General features: G+C 72.7%; 16 protein-coding genes and 2 pseudogenes. 11 read left to right on the forward strand and 7 right to left on the reverse strand.

Annotated elements, in window-relative coordinates; translation table 11 throughout:
* The 4 genes from ACFW9D_RS22315 to ACFW9D_RS22330 all read left to right on the forward strand — a co-directional run.
* Positions 1–2,450: nitrate- and nitrite sensing domain-containing protein (locus tag ACFW9D_RS22315; RefSeq protein ID WP_384624122.1), on the forward strand; the 2,450-nt coding region annotated here is incomplete at its 5' end.
* Positions 2,447–2,884, forward strand: coding sequence for a roadblock/LC7 domain-containing protein (locus ACFW9D_RS22320; RefSeq protein ID WP_188340258.1), 438 nt, complete (start codon positions 2,447–2,449; stop codon positions 2,882–2,884). The genes ACFW9D_RS22315 and ACFW9D_RS22320, both read left to right, overlap by 4 nt.
* Positions 2,885–2,910: 26 nt before the next feature.
* Entirely contained in the window at positions 2,911–3,429 is a 519-nt protein-coding gene (locus ACFW9D_RS22325) for a DUF742 domain-containing protein (RefSeq protein ID WP_384624124.1), read from the forward strand.
* The gene (locus tag ACFW9D_RS22330) at positions 3,410–4,048 is read left to right on the forward strand and encodes an ATP/GTP-binding protein (protein WP_384624126.1); all 639 of its coding nucleotides are present in this window, start codon (positions 3,410–3,412) and stop codon (positions 4,046–4,048) included. The genes ACFW9D_RS22325 and ACFW9D_RS22330 overlap by 20 nt, the downstream gene beginning before the upstream one ends.
* A gap of 9 nt (positions 4,049–4,057) precedes the next feature.
* On the opposite strand, the gene ACFW9D_RS22335 is transcribed toward ACFW9D_RS22330, so the two are convergent.
* A complete protein-coding gene (locus ACFW9D_RS22335) occupies positions 4,058–4,486 on the reverse strand; it encodes a PPOX class F420-dependent oxidoreductase (protein WP_384624128.1) in 429 nt (142 codons plus the stop codon).
* A 112-nt stretch (positions 4,487–4,598) separates the two neighbouring features.
* Here ACFW9D_RS22335 and ACFW9D_RS22340 point away from each other — a divergent pair, with 112 nt between their 5' ends.
* From ACFW9D_RS22340 to ACFW9D_RS22355, 4 genes and pseudogenes are all read left to right on the forward strand, one after another.
* Positions 4,599–5,012, forward strand: a complete 414-nt coding sequence (locus tag ACFW9D_RS22340) for a roadblock/LC7 domain-containing protein (RefSeq protein WP_188340260.1) — start codon at positions 4,599–4,601, stop codon at positions 5,010–5,012.
* Positions 5,013–5,212: 200 nt separating this feature from the next.
* Positions 5,213–5,560, forward strand: a pseudogene (locus tag ACFW9D_RS22345) (DUF6397 family protein); the annotation flags it as partial.
* A 170-nt stretch (positions 5,561–5,730) separates the two neighbouring features.
* Positions 5,731–5,949: pseudogene (locus ACFW9D_RS22350) on the forward strand (DUF6397 family protein); the annotation flags it as partial.
* Positions 5,950–5,970: 21 nt separating this feature from the next.
* The gene (locus ACFW9D_RS22355) at positions 5,971–6,147 is read left to right on the forward strand and encodes a hypothetical protein (RefSeq protein ID WP_384624130.1); all 177 of its coding nucleotides are present in this window, start codon (positions 5,971–5,973) and stop codon (positions 6,145–6,147) included.
* Positions 6,148–6,172: 25 nt separating this feature from the next.
* Here ACFW9D_RS22355 and ACFW9D_RS22360 read toward each other — a convergent pair whose 3' ends face one another.
* From ACFW9D_RS22360 to ACFW9D_RS22370, 3 genes are all read right to left on the reverse strand, one after another.
* A complete protein-coding gene (locus ACFW9D_RS22360) occupies positions 6,173–6,739 on the reverse strand; it encodes a tetratricopeptide repeat protein (protein WP_384624131.1) in 567 nt (188 codons plus the stop codon).
* Complete coding sequence (locus ACFW9D_RS22365; protein ID WP_384624133.1) at positions 6,736–7,608, reverse strand: acyl-CoA thioesterase; 873 nt, start codon at positions 7,606–7,608, stop codon at positions 6,736–6,738. Before ACFW9D_RS22365 ends, ACFW9D_RS22360 begins: the two co-directional genes overlap by 4 nt.
* A 91-nt stretch (positions 7,609–7,699) precedes the next feature.
* Positions 7,700–10,273, reverse strand: a complete 2,574-nt coding sequence (locus tag ACFW9D_RS22370) for an RNA helicase (RefSeq protein WP_188340263.1) — start codon at positions 10,271–10,273, stop codon at positions 7,700–7,702.
* Between the two features lie 145 nt (positions 10,274–10,418).
* Here ACFW9D_RS22370 and ACFW9D_RS22375 point away from each other — a divergent pair, with 145 nt between their 5' ends.
* Positions 10,419–11,213 carry a metal-dependent hydrolase gene (locus ACFW9D_RS22375; RefSeq protein ID WP_384624135.1) on the forward strand — a complete coding sequence of 265 codons (795 nt, stop codon included), beginning with the start codon at positions 10,419–10,421 and terminating at the stop codon, positions 11,211–11,213.
* A gap of 29 nt (positions 11,214–11,242) precedes the next feature.
* On the opposite strand, the gene ACFW9D_RS22380 is transcribed toward ACFW9D_RS22375, so the two are convergent.
* Both ACFW9D_RS22380 and ACFW9D_RS22385 read right to left on the reverse strand, forming a co-directional pair.
* A complete protein-coding gene (locus ACFW9D_RS22380; protein ID WP_384624137.1) occupies positions 11,243–13,036 on the reverse strand; it encodes an ABC transporter ATP-binding protein in 1,794 nt (597 codons plus the stop codon).
* Entirely contained in the window at positions 13,033–15,072 is a 2,040-nt protein-coding gene (locus ACFW9D_RS22385) for an ABC transporter transmembrane domain-containing protein (RefSeq protein ID WP_384624162.1), read from the reverse strand. The genes ACFW9D_RS22380 and ACFW9D_RS22385 overlap by 4 nt, the downstream gene beginning before the upstream one ends.
* Before the next feature lie 263 nt (positions 15,073–15,335).
* Here ACFW9D_RS22385 and ACFW9D_RS22390 point away from each other — a divergent pair, with 263 nt between their 5' ends.
* Complete coding sequence (locus ACFW9D_RS22390) at positions 15,336–16,103, forward strand: L,D-transpeptidase family protein (protein ID WP_188340266.1); 768 nt, start codon at positions 15,336–15,338, stop codon at positions 16,101–16,103.
* An 84-nt stretch (positions 16,104–16,187) separates the two neighbouring features.
* Positions 16,188–17,813, forward strand: coding sequence for a peptide-N4-asparagine amidase (locus ACFW9D_RS22395; protein WP_384624139.1), 1,626 nt, complete (start codon positions 16,188–16,190; stop codon positions 17,811–17,813).
* A gap of 193 nt (positions 17,814–18,006) precedes the next feature.
* Here the strand turns inward: ACFW9D_RS22395 and ACFW9D_RS22400 are convergent, their stop codons facing one another.
* Entirely contained in the window at positions 18,007–19,455 is a 1,449-nt protein-coding gene (locus ACFW9D_RS22400) for a Gfo/Idh/MocA family protein (RefSeq protein WP_384624141.1), read from the reverse strand.
* Positions 19,456–19,461: the final 6 nt, after the last annotated feature.

Raw genomic sequence — 19,461 nt, forward strand, 5'->3', positions numbered from 1 at the left:
CCGCCGAGGACGCGGCGGAGCCGGAGCCCCGCCGCACCGCGCCACCCGCGCGCGCGGGCCGCCGGCACCTCAGACCCCGCACCGTACGGGCCAAGATCGTCTGCCTCCTGATGGTGCCGGTCGTCTCGCTCCTCGCCCTGTGGGCGTACGCCACCGTCAGCACCGCCCAGGACATCGCGCGCCTGCGGCAGTTGCAGCGGGTCGACGCCGCCGTCCGCGAGCCCGTCACCGCGGCCGTCGCCGCCCTCCAGGCGGAGCGCACCGCCGCCGTCGGCTACGCCACCGACCCCGCCGCCGCACGCGGCGAGGAGCTCAAGCGCCTCGGCGCCGTCACCGACCGCACCGTCGCCGCCCTGCGCCTGGGCCGCGACAACTCCGTCGCGGACGGCGCGGACCTGCCCCGGGGCGTCGCGGACCGGCTCCGCACGTTCCTCACCGACACCGGACGGCTGCGCGCCGCACGCGCCGACGTCCTGGAGCGCCGCACCACCTGGGACGACGCCTACCGGCAGTACACCGACAGCATCGCCACCGCCTTCACCGTCAGCGGCGCCCTCACAGGCATCCAGGACGCCGAACTCGGCTCCGACGCGCGCGTGCTGCTCGAGTTCGGCCGCTCCGGGGAGATGCTCGCCCGCGAGGACACCCTCCTGGTGAGCGCCGGCCACGCGGGCACCCTGGACGGCGAACGCCTGCGCCTGTTCACCGGCGCCGTCGACACCCGAAGGGCCCTCGCCGACAGCGCCGCCACCGACCTGCGCGGCCCCGAACGGGCCCGCTGGCACGACCTCCTGAAGGGCGGCGCCTACGCCGACGTACGCGACGTCGAAGACCGCACCCTCACGGCGCGCCCCGGCGCAAAAGCACTCGCCGAGGCCTCCGACGCGGCCTGGGGGCGCGCGCACACCACCGTCCAGGACGGCATGCGGACCATCGAGACGGACGCCGCGCGCAGCGCCGCCGACCGCGCCGACCCGCTGGGCCGCGGGCTGCTCACGCCCGCCGGAGCGGCCGTCCTGCTCGGCCTGCTCGCCGTGGCCGCCTCCCTCGTGATTTCCGTACGGATCGGCCGCGGACTCGTCGTCGAACTCGTCAGCCTGCGCAACACCGCCCTGGAGATCGCCCGCCACAAACTGCCGAGCACCATGCGCAAACTCCGGGCCGGCGAGGAGATCGACGTCGACGTCGAGGCCCCGCCGGGACCGCCGGCCGAGGACGAGACCGCCCAGGTCTCCGAGGCCCTCACGACCGTTCACCGCGCGGCCCTGCACGCCGCCGTGGAACGCGCCGAGCTCGCCAGCGGCATCTCCGGCGTCTTCGTGAACCTCGCCCGCCGCAGCCAGGTCCTCGTCCACCGCCAACTCGGGCTCCTGGACAGCATGGAGCGCCGCGCCGACGACCCGAACGAGCTCAGCGACCTGTTCCGGCTCGACCACCTCACCACCCGGATGCGCCGCCACGCCGAGAGCCTGATCATCCTCTCCGGCGCGGCACCCGGCCGAGCCTGGCGCATGCCCGTCCCGCTGACGAACGTCGTCCGCGCGGCGGTCTCCGAGATCGAGGACTACGCGCGCGTGGAGGTGCGTCAGCTCGCCGCCGCCCACGTCACCGGCGCTGCCGTCGCCGACGTCACGCACCTGCTCGCCGAACTCGTCGAGAACGCCGCCCAGTTCTCGCCCCCGCACACCAAGGTGCGCGTCAGCGGCGAACTCGTCGGCAACGGCTACGCGATCGAGATCGAGGACCGCGGACTCGGCATGGGCAAGGAGACCCTCGACGAGGCGAACAGCCGCATCGAGCACTCCGAGGCGCTCGACCTGTTCGACAGCGACCGGCTCGGCCTCTTCGTCGTCAGCCGCCTCGCCCACCGGCACGACGTCAAGGTGCATCTGCGCGCCTCGCCCTACGGAGGCACCACCGCCGTCGTCCTGCTGCCCACCCCGCTGCTGCACAAGGACGGCCCCGACCGCACCGGAGGCGAAGCACAGGAGACCGAAGAGACGCGTCTCCACGCGCGCGTGCCCGAGACCGAGCCCGAGACGGCAGACATGAACCACCACTCCGTACCGGCCTCCGGCGCCCGCCCGGCCCTGGCCCCGGCCGCGGCGCCCGAGCCGGAGACCCCCCGGCACCCGCCCGGCGTCACCGCCCTCCGGGTGCGCAGGGACCCGCCCGACGAGGGCCCCCGCCACCCCGCGGGCGACGACGAGGGCTCCCTCGACGGGCTGCCCCGCCGCGTACGGCAGGCCAGCCTCGCGCCCCAACTGCGCGAACGACCCGAACAGAAGGCCCACCCCGCGCGCGTCCCGCAGCCGGACGACCGCACCCCCGAACAGGCCAGGGCCCGGATGACGTCCTTCCGGGACGGCTGGGCCAGAGGCGGCGGACGCCGGCCCGGCGGCCACGGCTTCGAACCCGGTGGCCACAGCATCGAAGGAGACCGCACATGATCAAAGAACCGACCGCGGGCACCGCCCACGGTTCCGGCGAGCTCGACTGGCTCCTCGACGACCTGGTCCTGCGCGTGACCGAACTGCGGCACGCGGTCGTCCTGTCCAACGACGGCCTGGCCGTGGGTGCCTCGAACGGACTCGGCCGCGAGGACGCCGAGCACCTCGCCGCCGTCGCCTCCGGGTTCAACAGCCTCGCCAAGGGCACCGGACGGCACTTCGGCACCGGGGGTGTGCGCCAGACGATGGTCGAGATGGACGACGGCTTCCTGTTCGTCGCCGCCGCCGGAGACGGCTCCTGCCTCGCCGTCCTGAGCACCGTCACGGCCGACATCGGCCTCGTCGCCTACGAGATGGCCCGCCTCGTCAAGCGCGTGGGGGAGCACCTGTACACCCCGGCGAGATTCGCCGGACAGCCGCCGACGGCGGGCTGACCCGAGCGGTCGTGGACAGGGTGGACATGAACGACGACAACTTCGCCGAGATGTACCGGAACGTCGCCGCCTACCGGGCCCAGGAAGCCGCCTATCAGGTAGAGGAGGCCGCCTACCGCGCCGAGGAGGAGGGCGCGCAGCAGGAGCGCGGCAGCCCGGAGGACCCGGGCAGCCAGTGGTTCGACCACGAGGCCGGGCCCCTGGTCCGCCCCTACGCGATGACCGGAGGGCGCACCACGGCGGGCCCGCAGGGCGTACGGCTCGACCTGATCGCCCTCGTGTCGCTCGACCCCGCCACTCCCGGCACCCACGACGACCCGGCCCTGGGCCCCGAGCACAACGCGATCATCGCGCTGTGCCGGATCGAGACCCAGACCGTCGCCGAACTCGCCGCCGGCACGGACCTGCCCGTCGGCGTGGTCCGCGTCCTCCTGGGCGACCTGCTCGAACAGGGCTGCGTCACGGTCAGCAGGCCGGTGCCGCCCGCACAGCTACCGGACGAGAAGATCCTGAGGGAAGTCATCGATGGGCTCCGAGCACTCTGACGCGGCACACTCCGACGCTCCGCACTCCGAGGACACGGAGCACGACGTGTCCGCGGCCATGGCACTGAAAATCCTCGTGGCGGGCGGATTCGGGGTGGGCAAGACCACCCTCGTGGGCGCGGTCAGCGAGATCCGCCCGCTGCGCACCGAGGAGCAGCTGAGCGAACTCGGCCAGTCCGTGGACGACACGGCGGCGGTCGAGCGCAAGACCACCACGACCGTCGCCATGGACTTCGGCCGCATCACCATCAGGTCGGGCCTGTCGCTCTACCTGTTCGGCACTCCCGGCCAGGACCGCTTCTGGTTCCTGTGGGACGAGCTCTCCCAGGGCGCGCTCGGCGCGGTCGTCCTCGCCGACACGCGCCGCCTGGAGGACTGCTTCCCGGCCGTCGACTACTTCGAGCACCGGAGCATCCCCTTCGTCGTGGCCGTCAACTGCTTCGCGGGCGCCCGGGCGCACCACGAGCAGGACGTGGCGCGGGCCCTCGACCTGGACACCGGCACGCCGGTGGTCCTGTGCGACGCCCGCAAGAAGGACTCGGGAAAGGAGGTCCTGATCCGGCTGGTCGAGTACGCCGGGCGGATGCACACCGCCCGGCTCCTCGACTCGGTCGGCTGACCGGACGGCTCAGCTCGACACGCCGGCCACGGACACGACCTTCTCGATCTTCACGCGGACGACGAGTTCGCCCGGCACGCCGTTGCGCCGGCCGAACTCCTCCGCACGGTCCGCGCCCATGTAGCGCGCGCCGATCCGCGTGGCCGAATCCAGCAACTCGTCCGCTTCCTCGCTCAGTTCGGCCCGGCCCTGGATCGTCACGAACGAGAACGGCGGCCGCTCGTCGTCGACGCACAGCGCCAGCCGTCCGTCCCGGGCGAGATTGCGGCCCTTCACCGTGTCCTTCCCGGTGTTGAACAGGATGTCCTCGCCGTCCAGGACGAACCAGACGGGCGCGACGTGCGGACTGCCGTCGGCCCGTGTGGTGGACAGTTTCGCGGTGCGGGTGCCCGCCGAGACGAAGGCCCGCCATTCCTCATCGGTCATCTTGTGTGCCATGAGGTCATCCTCCTTGCCCGGACGCCGGTCGTGGGGAAGGCTGGCGAAACAGCTCCCCGGAGCGGGGGAGCGGACCGTACGGCGGGCCACACGGAAGCGGGGAGACGGGATCATGGGGCAGAGCGAGGGACTCGGCTGGCTGCTGGACGACCTGACGGAGCGGGTCGAGCAGGTGCGGCACGCGCTGGTTCTGTCCAACGACGGACTGGTCACGGGCGCCAGCGCCGGGCTGCGCCGGGAGGACGCCGAGCATCTCGCGGCCGTCTCGTCCGGGTTGCACAGCCTCGCCAAGGGCTCGGGCCGGCACTTCGGCGTGGGCGGCGTCCGCCAGACGATGATCGAGTTCGACGACGCGGTGCTCTTCGTCACCGCCGCCGGCGACGGCAGCTGCCTCTGCGTCCTCAGCGGGGCCGAGGCGGACATCGGCCAGGTCGCGTACGAGATGACTCTGCTCGTCAATCGCGTCGGCGAGCATCTGGGTGTCGACGCGCGCAAGCCCGAGCACCGCTCCGCGTCAGAGGTCTGACCTTCCGCGACAGAGTCCCGACCAGGCTCTGACCAGGGCGTTTCGATCTCCACCGAGCCGGGTCCCGATCCGTCGGCCGAAGTTATCCACAGGCTCCGACGCCGATCGCTGGATCCGGCTACGGTTTCTCCCGAGCGGTCACGGAGAGTGACTGCCCGGACATCGGGACGACGGGGGACAGGGCCATGCAAGGCGACATCATGACCAGGCCTCAGGGCAGCGCGGCGCGCGAACTGGGGCTGAAGCGAGGCGAGTTCGACCTCGCCGTACGACTCGGGCGGATCCGCACGGTAGCGGCTCCGGACGGCGGGCGCCGCCGGGTGCCCAGCGCGGAGATCGAGCGGATCCGCGAGACCGAGGGCTTTCCCGACACCCTGCGTGAGCAGGTGAGGGTCGTGGGCACGGCCCAGGCCGCCGAGCTGATGGACATCCCGCCGACCCGCTTCACACGGCTCGCCCGCGCCGGAATGCTCACACCGGCCAAGTTCTATGTGAATCGGTACCGGGCCGTGGTCTGGCTCTATCTCGCCCAGGAACTACGAGAGTTCGCGCGGTCCGAGATCAACGCGCCGCTGCTGACCGGCCGCACCCCCGACCGGCTGCGGGCCCCCCCGGGCCCCCGCGGCGCCCCACGGGCGCCGGCCCGGCGGGGCGCCCCCCGGCGCGCCCCCGCCGCGCGCCGCGGGGGCGGCGGGGGCCCCCCCGCCACGCGAGCTATCTGCTCGGCCGGAGCACGGACCCGTGGGAGCGGGCCGCCGCCATCGCGACGCTCCTGGACCCGACCCAGGTCGCCGAGCTCGTCGAAAGCCCCTACGAGCGCGCCCATCTGCACCGCCTGCGACCCGAGGAGACCTGGTACGGCGCGCCCGAATCGCCCACCGCCCAGGTCGTCGAGCGCATCCTGACCGCCGACCACCCCGGCGAGATCAGCTGGCTGCGGGCCAACCTGATGCTGAGGATGGCCGAGGCGCGACGCCTGCGCCCGGCGCCCGTGCCGGCCTCCGCCCGCACGGCGCGTACGGACCCCGCCGCGGCGACCGTGCCCGTCCCGGTGACCGCACCGGCCCCGATCGCGGCGCCCGAGGAGGCGGCGACGCGGAGCCTCTGGTCCCGCCTGCTGGGCAGACGACCGTGAGCCCGGGGGCGGGGCGAGGTCCCGCTCAGGCCGGGTCGGCGGAGCCCTCGACGGCGTCCAGATCCCGTGCGTAGTACTCGATCGCGGCCCGGTACCCCATGACCCCCGGGTCGGCGCTGGTCTCGGCCAGCACCGCCAGCAGCAGCCGCATCCCGTCGTGTGCACGGCCCACGTTGTAGAGGGCCATCGACAGGAACGTGCGCAGCGCCTGGTCGTCGGGGAACTCCTCCACTGCGGCGCTCAGCGTGGCCACGGCCTCAGGGAAGCGCCCGAGCGTGCGGTACGTGCTGCCGAGCCCGAGCAGAGCGCCTCGCCGGTCCTCCTTTGACAGGCCGGGGCGCGCTACCGCGGCGACGTAGTGCGGGACGGCCTCGGCCTCCAGGCCGAGGGTGTCGTGGACCCAGGCGGTCTGATAGGCGACGCGGACGTCGTCGGGGAAGCGGTCCCGCAGCTCCATCAGCGCGGCGCGGGCCTCTTCGCGGCGGCCCTCCTCGCGCAGCCGCACGGCCTGCGCGAGCCGTGCGTCCAGGTCTGCGCCGGATCCCGCGTCCGCACCGGAGTCCGATCCCGCACCGGCGGTCCCGCCCGTCACGCGTCCAGCTTCCGGAACAGGCCCTCCTGCACCACCGACACCAGCAGACGCCCCTCGGTGTCGTAGATGCGGCCGCGGGCCAGACCGCGGCCACCCGTCGCGATCGGCGACTCCTGGTCGTACAGGAACCACTCATCGGCACGGAAAGGGCGGTGGAACCACATGGCGTGGTCGAGCGAGGCCATGTCGAAGCCGCGCGGGCCCCACAGGGGCTCGACCGGCAGCCGGACCGCGTCCAGCAGCGTCATGTCGCTCGCGTACGTCAGCGCGCAGGTGTGCACCAGCGGATCGTCACCGAGAGGACCGACGGCCCGCATCCACACGGCGCTGCGCGGCTCGGCCGACCGGACCTCCTCGGGGGTCCAGCGCAGCGGGTCCGCGTAGCGGATGTCGAACGGCTGGCGCCGGGCCATCCGCTCCAACGCCTCGGGCAGCGCCCCGAGGTGGTTCCTGACCTCGTCGGCGACCGTCGGCAGCGACTCGGGATCCGGCACCTCGCGGGCCGGCGGCAACTGATGCTCGAAGGCCCCTTCCTCGGGCCGGTGAAAGGAGGCGGTGAGATTGAAGATCGTGCGACCCTGCTGCACGGCCGTGACCCGGCGCGTGGTGAACGAGCGGCCGTCGCGGACCCGTTCGACCTGGTACACGATCGGCACGCCCGGACAGCCCGGACGCAGGAAGTACGCGTGCAGCGAGTGCACGGGCCGGTCGCCCTCCGTGGTACGGCCCGCCGCCACCAGCGCCTGCCCCGCGACCTGCCCGCCGAAGACCCGCTGGAGGGACTCGTTCGGGCTGCGCCCACGGAAGATGTTGACCTCGATCTGCTCCAGGTCGAGCAGGTCGACGAGCCGTTCCGCAGGATTCGTCATGCGTGGACCCTTCTCGTACGGGCGCCGGGCCGGAGCCGGCGGGTGGACCGGATGGCGACGGCCGGGCGGGAGCGCCCGGCCGGTCGGACGGCTACAGCTGGCCCACGTCCGTGACACGGACGACGGCGCGGCCCTCCGCGTCGGACGCGGCGAGATCCACCTCGGCGCTGATGCCCCAGTCGTGGTCCCCGTTCGGGTCCGCGAAGGTCTGGCGCACCTTCCACAGACCGTGCTCCGGATCCTCCTCGATCATCAGCAGCTTCGGGCCGCGCGCGTCCGGGCCGGTGCCCAGGTCCTCGTACTCGTCCCAGTACGCGTCCATGGCCTCGCCCCACGCGTCCGCGTCCCAGCCCGCGTCGCCGTCCAGGGCGCCGAGCTCGTCGACATTGTCCAGCGCCGCCAGTTCGACACGGCGGAACATCGCGTTGCGGACGAGGACGCGGAAGGCGCGCGCGTTCGCCGTGACCGGCTTGACCTGGTCGGCCTTCTCCTGAGCCTCCTCGGCGGTCATCACCTCCGGGTTGGCCAGCTGCTCCCACTCGTCGAGCAGGCTGGAGTCGACCTGGCGCACCATCTCGCCCAGCCAGGCGATCAGGTCCTCCAGATCCTCCGACTTCAGATCGTCCGGCACCGTGTGGTCGAGCGTCTTGTACGCGCTCGCCAGGTAGCGCAGCACGATGCCCTCGGTCCGCGCGAGCTCGTAGAAGGAGACGAACTCGGTGAAGGACAGCGCCCGTTCGTACATGTCCCGGATCACGGACTTCGGCGACAGCGGGTGGTCCCCGACCCACGGGTGGCTCTGGCGGTACGTGTTGTACGCGTGGAAGAGCAGCTCCTCCATCGGCTTCGGGTACGTGACGTCCTGGAGGCGCTCCATGCGCTCCTCGTACTCGACTCCGTCCGCCTTCATCAGCGCGACGGCCTCACCACGCGCCTTGTTCTGCTGGGCGTGCAGGATCTGCCGCGGATCGTCCAGCGTGGACTCGACGACGGACACCATGTCCAGGGCGTAGGACGGCGACTCCTTGTCGAGCAGGTCGAACGCGGCGAGCGCGAACGTCGACAGCGGCTGGTTCAGCGCGAAGTCCTGCTGCAGATCGACGGTCAGCCGCACGATCCTGCCCGACGCGTCCGGCTCGTCGAGCTTCTCCACGATGCCGCCGTCCAGCAGCGAGCGGTAGATCGCGATGGCCCGCCGGATGTGCCGCAGCTGCGCCTTGCGCGGCTCGTGGTTGTCCTCCAGAAGCTTGCGCATCGCCTCGAACGCGTTGCCCGGGCGGGCGATGACCGACAGCAGCATCGTGTGCGTGACACGGAAGCGCGAGGTGAGCGGCTCCGGCTCGGACGCGATGAGCTTCTCGAAGGTGCTCTCCGTCCACCCGACGAAGCCCTCCGGCGCCTTCTTGCGGACCACCTTGCGGCGCTTCTTCGGATCGTCGCCCGCCTTCGCGAGCGCCTTCTCGTTCTCGATGACGTGCTCGGGCGCCTGCGCCACCACGAAACCGGCGGTGTCGAAACCGGCCCGGCCGGCCCGCCCCGCGATCTGGTGGAACTCACGGGCGCGCAGCGTGCGCACGCGATTGCCGTCGTACTTGGTGAGAGCGGTGAAGAGCACCGTGCGGATCGGCACGTTGACCCCCACGCCCAGGGTGTCGGTGCCGCAGATGACCTTCAGCAGACCCGCCTGCGCCAGCTTCTCCACCAGACGCCGGTACTTGGGCAGCATGCCCGCGTGGTGCACACCGATCCCGTGCCGCACGTAACGCGAGAGGTTCTGGCCGAACTTGGTGGTGAAGCGGAAGTTGCCGATCAGCTCGGCGATCTTGTCCTTCTCCTCGCGCGTGCACATGTTGATGCTCATCAGCGCCTGCGCCCGCTCCACGGCCTGCGCCTGCGTGAAGTGCACGATGTAGACCGGAGCCTGCCGGGTGTCGAGGAGCTCCGTGAGCGTCTCCGTCAGCGGCGTCAGCCGGTACTCGTAGGAGAGCGGCACCGGACGGGTCGCCGAGCGGACCACCGACGTGGGCCGGCCCGTGCGCCGCGTCAGGTCCTTCTCGAACATGGAGACGTCGCCGAGCGTCGCCGACATCAGGATGAACTGCGCCTGCGGCAGCTCGAGCAGCGGGATCTGCCAGGCCCAGCCGCGGTCGCCCTCCGCGTAGAAGTGGAACTCGTCCATGACGACCTGGCCGATGTCGGCCTGCGCCCCGTCACGCAGCGCGATGGACGCGAGGACCTCGGCGGTGCAGCAGATCACCGGCGCGTCCGCGTTCACGGACGCGTCGCCGGTCAGCATGCCGACGTTCTCCGTACCGAAGAGCTTGCACAGCTCGAAGAACTTCTCGGAGACGAGCGCCTTGATGGGCGCCGTGTAGAAGGTGACCTCGTCACGGGCGAGCGCGGCGAAGTGCGCACCGGCGGCGATCATGCTCTTGCCGGAACCGGTGGGCGTCGAGACGATCACGTTCGCCCCCGACACCGCCTCGATCAGAGCCTCCTCCTGGTGGGGATAGAGGGTGAGACCACGCTCCTCGGCCCACGACTCGAAGGCGTCGTAGAGGGCGTCCGGGTCGGCGGTCTGCGGGAGCTGATCGATAAGGGTCACGCCCCCATCTTGCCTGCCTTCCCACCCGATCAGGCAATCGGATGTCCGGCCGAAGATCACGAACGCTACGCTGAGGCGCCGACGGGGCACCGGTGCCCGCACGGGCCCGCAGGGGCGTCCACCAGGACGACAGGCCGTCGGGACAAGGGACTTGCCGGTGCCGCGCGAGCGGCCGGCGCGACAGGAACAGGGGCGGAACACCACCATGATGGGACCGGCACACTCGCTGTCAGGAGCGGCGGCCTGGCTGGGGGTGGGCGCGGCGACGGCCGCCGCCGGACACCCGATGCCGTGGCCCGTCCTCCTCGTCGGAGCGCTCATCTGCGCCGGCGCCGCCCTCGCCCCCGACCTGGACCACAAGGCGGCCACCATCTCGCGGGCCTTCGGACCGATCTCCCGAGGACTGTGCGAGATCGTCGACAAGCTGTCCTACGCCGTCTACAAGGGCACCCGCATGAAGGGCGACCCGCGCCGCTCCGGCGGGCACCGCACGCTCACCCACACCTGGGTCTGGGCGGTCCTGATCGGCGGCGGCACCTCGGTCGCCGCGATCACCGGTGGCCGCTGGACCGTCCTCGCGATCCTCTTCATCCACATGGTGCTGGCCATCGAGGGCCTGCTCTGGCGGGCCGCCCGCGGCTCCAGCAGCGACGTCCTGGTGTGGCTGCTCGCCGGGACCAGCGCCTGGATCCTCGCCGGGATACTCGACCAGCCGGGCAACGGCTCGGACTGGCTGTTCGCCGACCCCGGCCAGGAGTACCTCTGGCTGGGACTGCCGATCGTGCTCGGCGCCCTGACGCACTGCATCGGGGACGCGCTGACCGTCTCCGGCTGCCCGGTGCTGTGGCCCATCCCCATCGGCCGCAAGCGCTGGTACCCGATCGGCCCGCCGAAGGCCATGCGCTTCCGGGCCGGCAGCTGGGTCGAGCTGAAGGTGCTCATGCCCGCGTTCATGCTGCTCGGCGGCGTGGGCTGCGCGGCCGCGCTCAACGTGATCTGAGCCCGGCCGCGCCACCCCCTCCGGCACGCTCACCCGTGCCAGGACCGCCACAGCGCCGCGTACGCCCCGTCGGCCGCGACCAGCTCGTCGTGGCTGCCGAGCTCCCGGATACGGCCCTCCTCGACCACGGCGATCACGTCCGCGTCGTGCGCGGTGTGCAGCCGGTGGGCGATCGCCACGACCGTGCGCCCGTCCAGGACGCGGCCCAGCGAGCGCTCCAGATCGCGGGCCGCCCGCGGGTCCAGGAGCGAGGTCGCCTCGTCCAGGACCAGCGTGTGCGGATCGGCGAGCACCAGGCGTGCCAGCGCGATCTGCTGGGCCTGCGCCGGAGTGAGCGCCGTGCCGCCCGAGCCGACCTCTGTGTCGAGACCGCCGGCCAGGCCGCGGGCCCAGCCGTCCGCGTCGACCGCGCCGAGCGCCGCCCACAGCTCGGCGTCCTCGGCGCCCGTACGGGCCAGGCGGAGGTTGTCGCGCAGGGACCCCACGAAGACGTGGTGCTCCTGATTGACGAGCGCCACGTGCGAGCGGACTCGCTCGGCCTCCATCCGGGACAGTTCGGCGCCGCCCAGCGTGATCCGGCCCGTGCGCGGGGCGTAGATGCCCGCCAGCAGCCGGCCGAGCGTCGACTTGCCCGCACCGGACGGACCGACCAGGGCCAGCCGCGTGCCCGGTTCGACCTCCAGCGAGACCCGGCGCAGCACGTCGATGCCCTCGCGGTACCCGAAGTGCACCTCGTCCGCCCGCACGTGCCGGCCGTCCGGCCGCACCCCGGGATCGCCCGCGTCCGGCTCGATGTCCCGCACCCCGACCAGCCGCGCCAGCGAGACCTGGGCGACCTGCAGCTCGTCGTACCAGCGCAGGATCAGGCCCAGCGGTTCCACGAGCATCTGGGCGATCAGCGCGCCCGTGGTCAGCTGGCCCACGTCGATCCAGCCCTGGAGGACGAAGACACCGCCGATCAGCAGGACGGACAGCAGCACGAGCGTGTGCACGGTGTTGATCACGGGGAAGAGCACCGAGCGCAGGTACAGCGTGTAGCGCTCCCACGCCGTCCACTGCCGGATCCGCAGATCGGACTGCTCGACACGGCGCGCGCCCAGGCGGTGCGCCTCGACGGTGCGGCCCGCGTCCACGGTCTCCGCGAGGGCGGCGGCGACCGCCGCGTACCCGGCGGCCTCCGAGCGGTACGCCGACGGCGCCCGCTTGAAGTACCAGCGGCAGCCGATCACCAGGAGCGGCACCGCGACCAGGATCGCGGGCGCCAGCGGAGGCGCGGTCACGGTGAGACCGCCGATCAGCAGCACCACCCACACGACACCGATCGACAGCTGCGGCACGGCCTCCCGCATCGCGTTCGCCAGCCGGTCGATGTCCGTCGTGATCCGGGACAGCAGGTCACCCGTGCCGGCCCGCTCCAGGACCCCCGGCGGCAGTCCGACCGACCGCACGAGGAAGTCCTCGCGCAGGTCGGCCAGCATCCGCTCGCCGAGCATCGCCCCGCGCAGCCGCACCTGCCGGACGAACACCGCCTGGATCACCAGGGCGATCACGAACAGGCCGACGGTCCGCTCCAGGTGCAGCTCGCGCAGCGCGGCGCCCGAGCCGTCGGAGACGTCCTGGATCACGCCGCCCAGCAGATAGGGGCCGACCATGGACGCGACGACCGCGACCGCGTTCACCCCGATCAGGAGCAGGAACGCGCGCCGGTGGCGGCGGTACAGCTCGACCACGTAGGCGCGCACCGTCGACGGGGCGCCGATCGGCAGGGTGGTCGCCGTGGTGGGGGCCGCCGGGTCGTAGGCCGGGCGGGCTACGCCGATCATGCCGTCTCCTCGATGTCGATCTCGATGCCCGACCGGGGTTCACGCCCCGGCCCGGAGCCGGTCGCGGACCCGATCCCGGCGGCGGCCGCTTCCTCGTCGGTCTCCCGGGTGACGACCGCGCGGTACCGGGGCTCGGTGCGGACCAGTTCGCGGTGTTCGCCCACGGCCACGACCTCGCCCTCGTGGACGAACGCCACGCGGTCGGCGCGGTCCAGGAGCAGCGGCGACGAGGTCAGGACGACCGTCGTCCGGCCGCCGCGCACCGCGCGCAGGCTCTCGGCGACACGGGCCTCGGTGTGCGAGTCGACGGCGGACGTCGGCTCGTCGAGGACCAGCGCCTCCGGGTCGGCGACGAGCGAGCGCGCCAGTGCGAGGCGCTGCCGCTGGCCGCCGGACAGGGAGCGGCCCCGTTCCGTGATCCGGGCGTTCATGGGGTCGTCGTCCAGCGAGGCCTGCGCGAGGGCGTCCAGGACGTCGCCGCACTGCGCTGCGGCCAGCGCCGCCTCGGGGGTGACTGCGCCGGACGACGGCACGTCGAGCAGTTCCGCGAGCGTGCCGGACAGCAGCACCGGGTCCTTGTCCTGGACCAGGACCGCGGTGCGCGCCGCGTCCAGGGACAACTCGTCGAGCGGCACGCCGCCCAGCAGCACGGACGGCGGCGCGGAGGCCTTGGTCCCGGCTTCACGGGCCTCACCGTGCTTGCCGCTCTCCCTGTGCTTGCCGCCCTCACCGTGCTGGCCGTCCGCGTCGGTCCCGGCAGGTGTGTCCGCCTCGTCGACGGCGTCCGGCGGGTGGCCGCCGAGCCGGTCGGCCAGCCGGCCCGCCAGGTCGGGGTCGCCGCACACCACGGCGGTGAGCAGCCCGGCAGGGGCGAGCAGACCGGTCACGGGGTCGTACAGATCGCCCCCGGAGAGGTCGCCCCCGGAGAGGTCGGCCCCGGACAGGTGGCGGCCGGCCAGGCCGGTTCCGGTGGCGTCGCGGCCGGCGGCCGGACCGTCCCCGGACACGGACCGCTCGCGCGGCCCGCCCTCGGGCTCGGTCACCCGGCGCAGGGCCAGGACCTTCGCCGCCCGCTGGGCCGACGGCCGGGAGAAGGAGTACGCCATGGCGATCTCCTCGAAGTGCCGCAGCGGGTAGTTCAGGATCATCACCGCGCTGTACACGGTCACCAGTTCCCCGACGGTGATCCGGCCCTCGCGGGCCAGATGGACGCCGTACCAGACGACCACGATGAGCAGCAGACCCGGAAGGAGGACCTGGATCGCGGAGATCAGCGACCACATGCGCGCGCTGCGCACGGCGGCCCTGCGGACCTCCTGGGAGGCACGGCGGTAGCGGTCGAGGAAGAGCTCCTCGCCGCCGATGCCGCGCAGGACGCGCAGGCCGGCGACGGTGTCCGAGGCGAGTTCGGTGGCCTTGCCCGCCTGTTCCCGCTGGTGGTCCGCGCGCCGGGTGGCGCGGGGCAGCAGCGGCAGGACGGCGAGCGCGAGGACCGGCATGCCGATCGCGACGACACCGCCGAGCGCGGGTTGGTACACGGCGAGGCCGACGCAGACCAGGACGACGGTGAGGGCGGCGGCCGCGAAGCGGGACAGCGCCTCGACGAACCAGCCGATCTTCTCGACGTCGCCCGTGGACACCGCGACGACCTCGCCCGCGGCGACCCGCCGGGTGAGGGCGGCGCCGAGCGCGGCGGTGCGGCGGGCGAGCAGCTGCTGGACGCGGGCGGCGGCGGTGATCCAGTTCGTCACGGCCGTCCGGTGGAGCATGGTGTCGCCGACCGCGATGGCGACGCCGAGCACGGCGATCAGACCCGCGGCGGAGGCGAGCCGGGCGCCGGAGCCGTCCACGACGGCCTGGACGGCCAGCCCGACGCCGAACGGGAGCCCGGCGACGGAGGTGAAGTGGAGCATGCCCCAGGCGAGGGACTTGAGCTGGCCGCCCAGCTGGTTCCGGCCGAGCCAGAGCAGGAACCGGGGGCCTGACCGGGCGTCCGGTACGCCCGGATCGGGATACGGAAGGTCGGAGATCTGCATGATGTCCCAGGGCTCGAGGTCGGGCACCGAAAAATCGGGAGGCGGGTAGGGGCGGGTAGGGGCGGGTGGGGTGGGTGGGGTGGAGGGAGGGGAGGGGGAGAAAGAGAGAACGGGATTCGGCGGAACAAACCGTGAAAGGTTCGCGTCCCGGACCGACCGGAGGCAAACGGTTTTACGGTCGCGGGCAAAGATTCGGCCGGGATCCACGGTGCGCGTCGGGCCCGGCCCGGACGCATCTGACGTGTGGTGAGACCATGGACCGCATGCGAAGTGCGGGTGCGGGTGCGAAGAAGGCGATGCGAGCGGGCGTCGTGGCTGCGGCGTGCGGCCTCCTGGCGACCACGCTGGCGGCGTGCGGTGCCGGAGACCAGGACGGCGGCGGACGTTCCGGCACGGCGGCGGACGGCGCGGCCGACTCCTCGCGCGGTGACGCGGCCCGGACGACCGACCTCAAGCGCATCCCCGACGTGGGCGACCGCTACCAGAAGCGGATTCCGGCGAACGCGGAGCAGGTCGTCGCCGTCTACGGCGCGGGCAAGGACTCGGCGGACTCCACGATCGCGCTGTTCACCAAGACCGGCGACACCTGGAAGAAGGAGCGCAGCTGGTCGGGGCACAACGGCAAGAAGGGCTGGACGACCGACCACCACGAGGGCGACAAGCGCAGCCCCGTCGGGGTGTTCACGCTCAGCGACGCCGGTGGCGTGCTCTCCGACCCGGGCGCGAAGCTCCCGTACACGCAGTCCGGCGCCTTCCAGGCCCCGCACTACTGGGCGAAGTCGCACTGGCACGACTTCGACTACGTGGTCGCGATCGACTACAACCGGGTGAAGGGCACCTCGCCGAGCGACCCGACCCGGCCCGAGGGACAGACCAAGGGCGGCAGCATCTGGCTGCACATGGACCACGGCAGCGGCACCTCGGCCTGCGTGAGCCAGTCCAAGTCCGACATGGAGTACCTGCTCAGGACGCTCGATCCGGACCGGCACCCGGTGGTCGTCATGGGGGACAAGGCGGAACTGAAGGGCTGATCCGGGCAGGAGTGTGCCCGCCGCTCCGATTCCGCGCGCGACACCCCATTGCGCGGGGCAGCGGCGCCCCGTAGAACTCCGGCCATGAGAAGACGCGTCATGTCCATGCTCGCCGGAGTGATCCTCGGCGCGGGCGCACTCGTGGCCGGGGCACCGGCCCAGGCCGGAGCCGCCCAGCCCGCCGCTCCGACCCCGCCCACGGAGTTCGGCACCGACTGGCACGACCCCGTCACCGCGGCGCCGCCCGTCGAGCGCCCGCACACCCGGTCCTGCGAAGTCACCGTCGCCGAGGCCCAGTTCCGCGACTTCACCCCGTACCGGGGCACGTACACGCCGCCCGATGACTGTGGCGACCGCTGGAGCAAGGTGGTGCTGCGGCTCGAGGGCAAGGTCAAGGGCCGCCAGTTCGACCGGCTGGGTTATCTGCACATCGGCGGTGTCGAGGTGCTGCGGACCTCGACACCGGAGCCCTCGCCCGACGGCATCGCGTGGAACGTCGAGAAGGACGTCACCCGCTACAGCGACACCCTGCGCGACAGCGGCGACGTCGAGATGCTCATCGGCAACGTCGTGAACGACACCTACACGGGCGTCATCGACGTCAAGGCGACCCTGACCTTCTACCCCGAGGACACGAAGCCCCGGGCGCGCGCGGCCACCGACCCCGCCCGCACGCCCGACCGCGTCCTTCCCCTCGCCGCCGACGGAACCCTCACCACGCCCCGCAACAGCGAGCGTCTCGTCGCCGAGGTGTACGCGACCGGCTCCGGCGGTGGCTGCGAGGAGTACTGGTACATGACCGTGCCCGACAGCGCCCCGTACTCCTGCAAGGCCGCCGAAGGGCCCTACCGCGAGGTGCAGATCAGCGTCGACGGACAGCTCGCGGGGATCGCCGCCCCGTTCCCGACCGTGTGGACCGGCGGCTGGTCCAACCCGTTCCTCTGGTACGTGATCCCGGGCCCGCGCGCCTTCGACATCAAGCCGATCGAGTACGACCTCACCCCCTTCGCCGGGCTGCTCAACGACGGCCGCCCGCACCAGGTGGAGGTGTCCGTCGTCGGCGTCCCGAAGGGCCAGACCGGCTGGAGCACCCCGGTCAACGTGCTCGTCTGGCAGGACGCCGGCCGTGACCACGTCACCGGCGCCCTCACCGAGCACAAGGCGGGCGCGCTCACCAACTCGCCGGTCTACACGCCCGGTTCGCCCGACTCCGAGTACCGCCTCGACATGCAGGGCGGCCACGCCCTCACCGTCAGCGGCTACCTGAACACCTCGCACGGACGCGTCACCACCACCGTCAGCCGCACCCTCGCCGCGACCTCCGCCCACCGCTGGACCGACGGCGAGAACACCGACGCGCTCACCGCGACCTGGACCGACCGCGAGACCGTGCGCACCGGCGACCGCACCGCCCGCGCCCATCGCACGTACACCATGGACGGCACCACGACCCTGGGCGCCGACGAGCGGCTGCGCACCGTCATCACCCTGGGGGACCGGAGCCGCACGAACACCGGCGCCGGGTGGGTCGTCTCCGACGACACGTACACCGGCGACGCCTCGTACGCCGCGAACGCGCCGCGCGAGGAGCGGCACGCGGTCGGCGTCACCGGCGAGCGCTACCGCGTCAGCGGACCCGGAAGCGACTGCTACGACCGTGAACTGCGCACCGAGCAGGGGACACTGACGGTCGACCGGCACCGCTGCTGAACCGATCCGAGGGGGGGGGGCCCCCCCCCCCCCCCCCCCCCCCCCCCCCGCGCGGATCGGGCCCGGCGCCCGCCGCCGGGGGCACCCCCCCCCCCCCCCCGCCCCCCCCCCCCGCGCGCGCGCGCCCGGCCCCCCCGCCGGGCGCGCGCGGCGCCCCCCCCCGCGCCCCCCCACCTCCACACCCTCAGGGCTCTCAGGCCTCGCCCGGCTTCTCCGAGTCCACGCCGCCCCGCTCCTCGCGCCAGCCGCCGCGCGTGAAGTCGGGGATCGCCTGCGGCGCGCCCTTCGCCTTGATCGACAGATGGCTCAGCGGAACCGGCGAGGTCCACGTCGCGGCGTCGTACACGTCGAAGTCGGGTACGAGTCCCAGGCGCATCGTCTGCATCAGGCGGAACACCATGATGTAGTCCATGCCGCCGTGCCCGCCCGGCGGGTTGGCGTGCTCCTTCCACAGCCAGTGGTCCCAGTCGGCGTACTGCCCGAAGTCGCCCCAGGCGTCGTTGGACTGGTCCGGCTCGAGGTAGATCCGGGCCGGGTAGTCCTCGAACACACCCTTGGTGCCGCCGAGTTGATTGATGCGCGAGTAGGGGTGCGGGGTGCTCACGTCGTGCTCGAGGCGGATCACGCGGCCCTTCGCCGTCTGGACCAGGCTGATCGTGCGGTCCGACTCGATGTACGTCTCCTTCCAGCTCGGATCGCTCTTCGGCATGTGCGCCTCGCGGTACTCGGCGAGGCCGAGCGCCGGGGTGCCGAAGCTGGAGATGTGGGTGACGCGGTCACCGCGGTTGATGTCCATGTAGTTCGCGACCGGCCCGAAGCCGTGGTTCGGGTACAGATCGCCGCGCAGCCGAGTGTGCCACAGCCGGCGCCACGGGCCCTCGTAGTAGTCCGGGTCGAACATGAGGCCGCGCAGGTCGTGGTTGTACGCGCCCGCGCCGTGCAGGAGCCGGCCGAACTTGCCCGCGTGCGCCATCCGCAGCACTCGCATCTCGTTGCGCCCGTAGCAGCAGTTCTCCAGCTGCATGCAGTGTCTGCGCGTGCGCTCCGAGAGGTCGACCAGTTCCCACAACTGGTCGAGCTGGAGGGCGATCGGACACTCGACGCCGACGTGCTTGCCGTTCAGCATCGCCGTCTTCGCCATCTCGAAGTGCCAGTCCCACGGCGTCGCCGCGTACACGAAGTCGACGTCCCCGCGCTTGCACAGGTTCTCGAAGTCGTGATCGCCCTTGGTGTACGTCGCGGGCGCGGGCTGACCCGCCGCCGTGACCTTCGCGGCGGCCTTCTCCGTCTTCTCCTTGACCGGGTCGCACAGGGCGACGACCTGGACGCCCGGTATCGCGAGGAACAGGTCGATCATGCTGCCGCCGCGGTTGCCGAGGCCGATGATGCCGACCCGGACCGTGCTGCGCCGCTCGAACGGCACCCCGATCATCGTCTCGCCCTGCCGCGCGGGGGCCGCGGCGGTGCTCGCGGCGGCCGCCTCCTCGGTCCCCGCGGACTCCGCGGCCTGCGCTGTGCCGCCCGAGCCCAGGGCGAAGAGGCCGAGCCCGGCGCCGGCGACACCCGCGGTGCGCAGCACCTCGCGGCGGGACCGGCCGTCGGGCTCGGGGGCGTCCAGGGGGGTGCTCTCGTTGTCGTGCATCGGACC

Source organism: Streptomyces sp. NPDC059524 (genome assembly GCF_042749255.1).
GTDB classification, from domain to species: Bacteria; Actinomycetota; Actinomycetes; order Streptomycetales; family Streptomycetaceae; genus Streptomyces; species Streptomyces xanthii.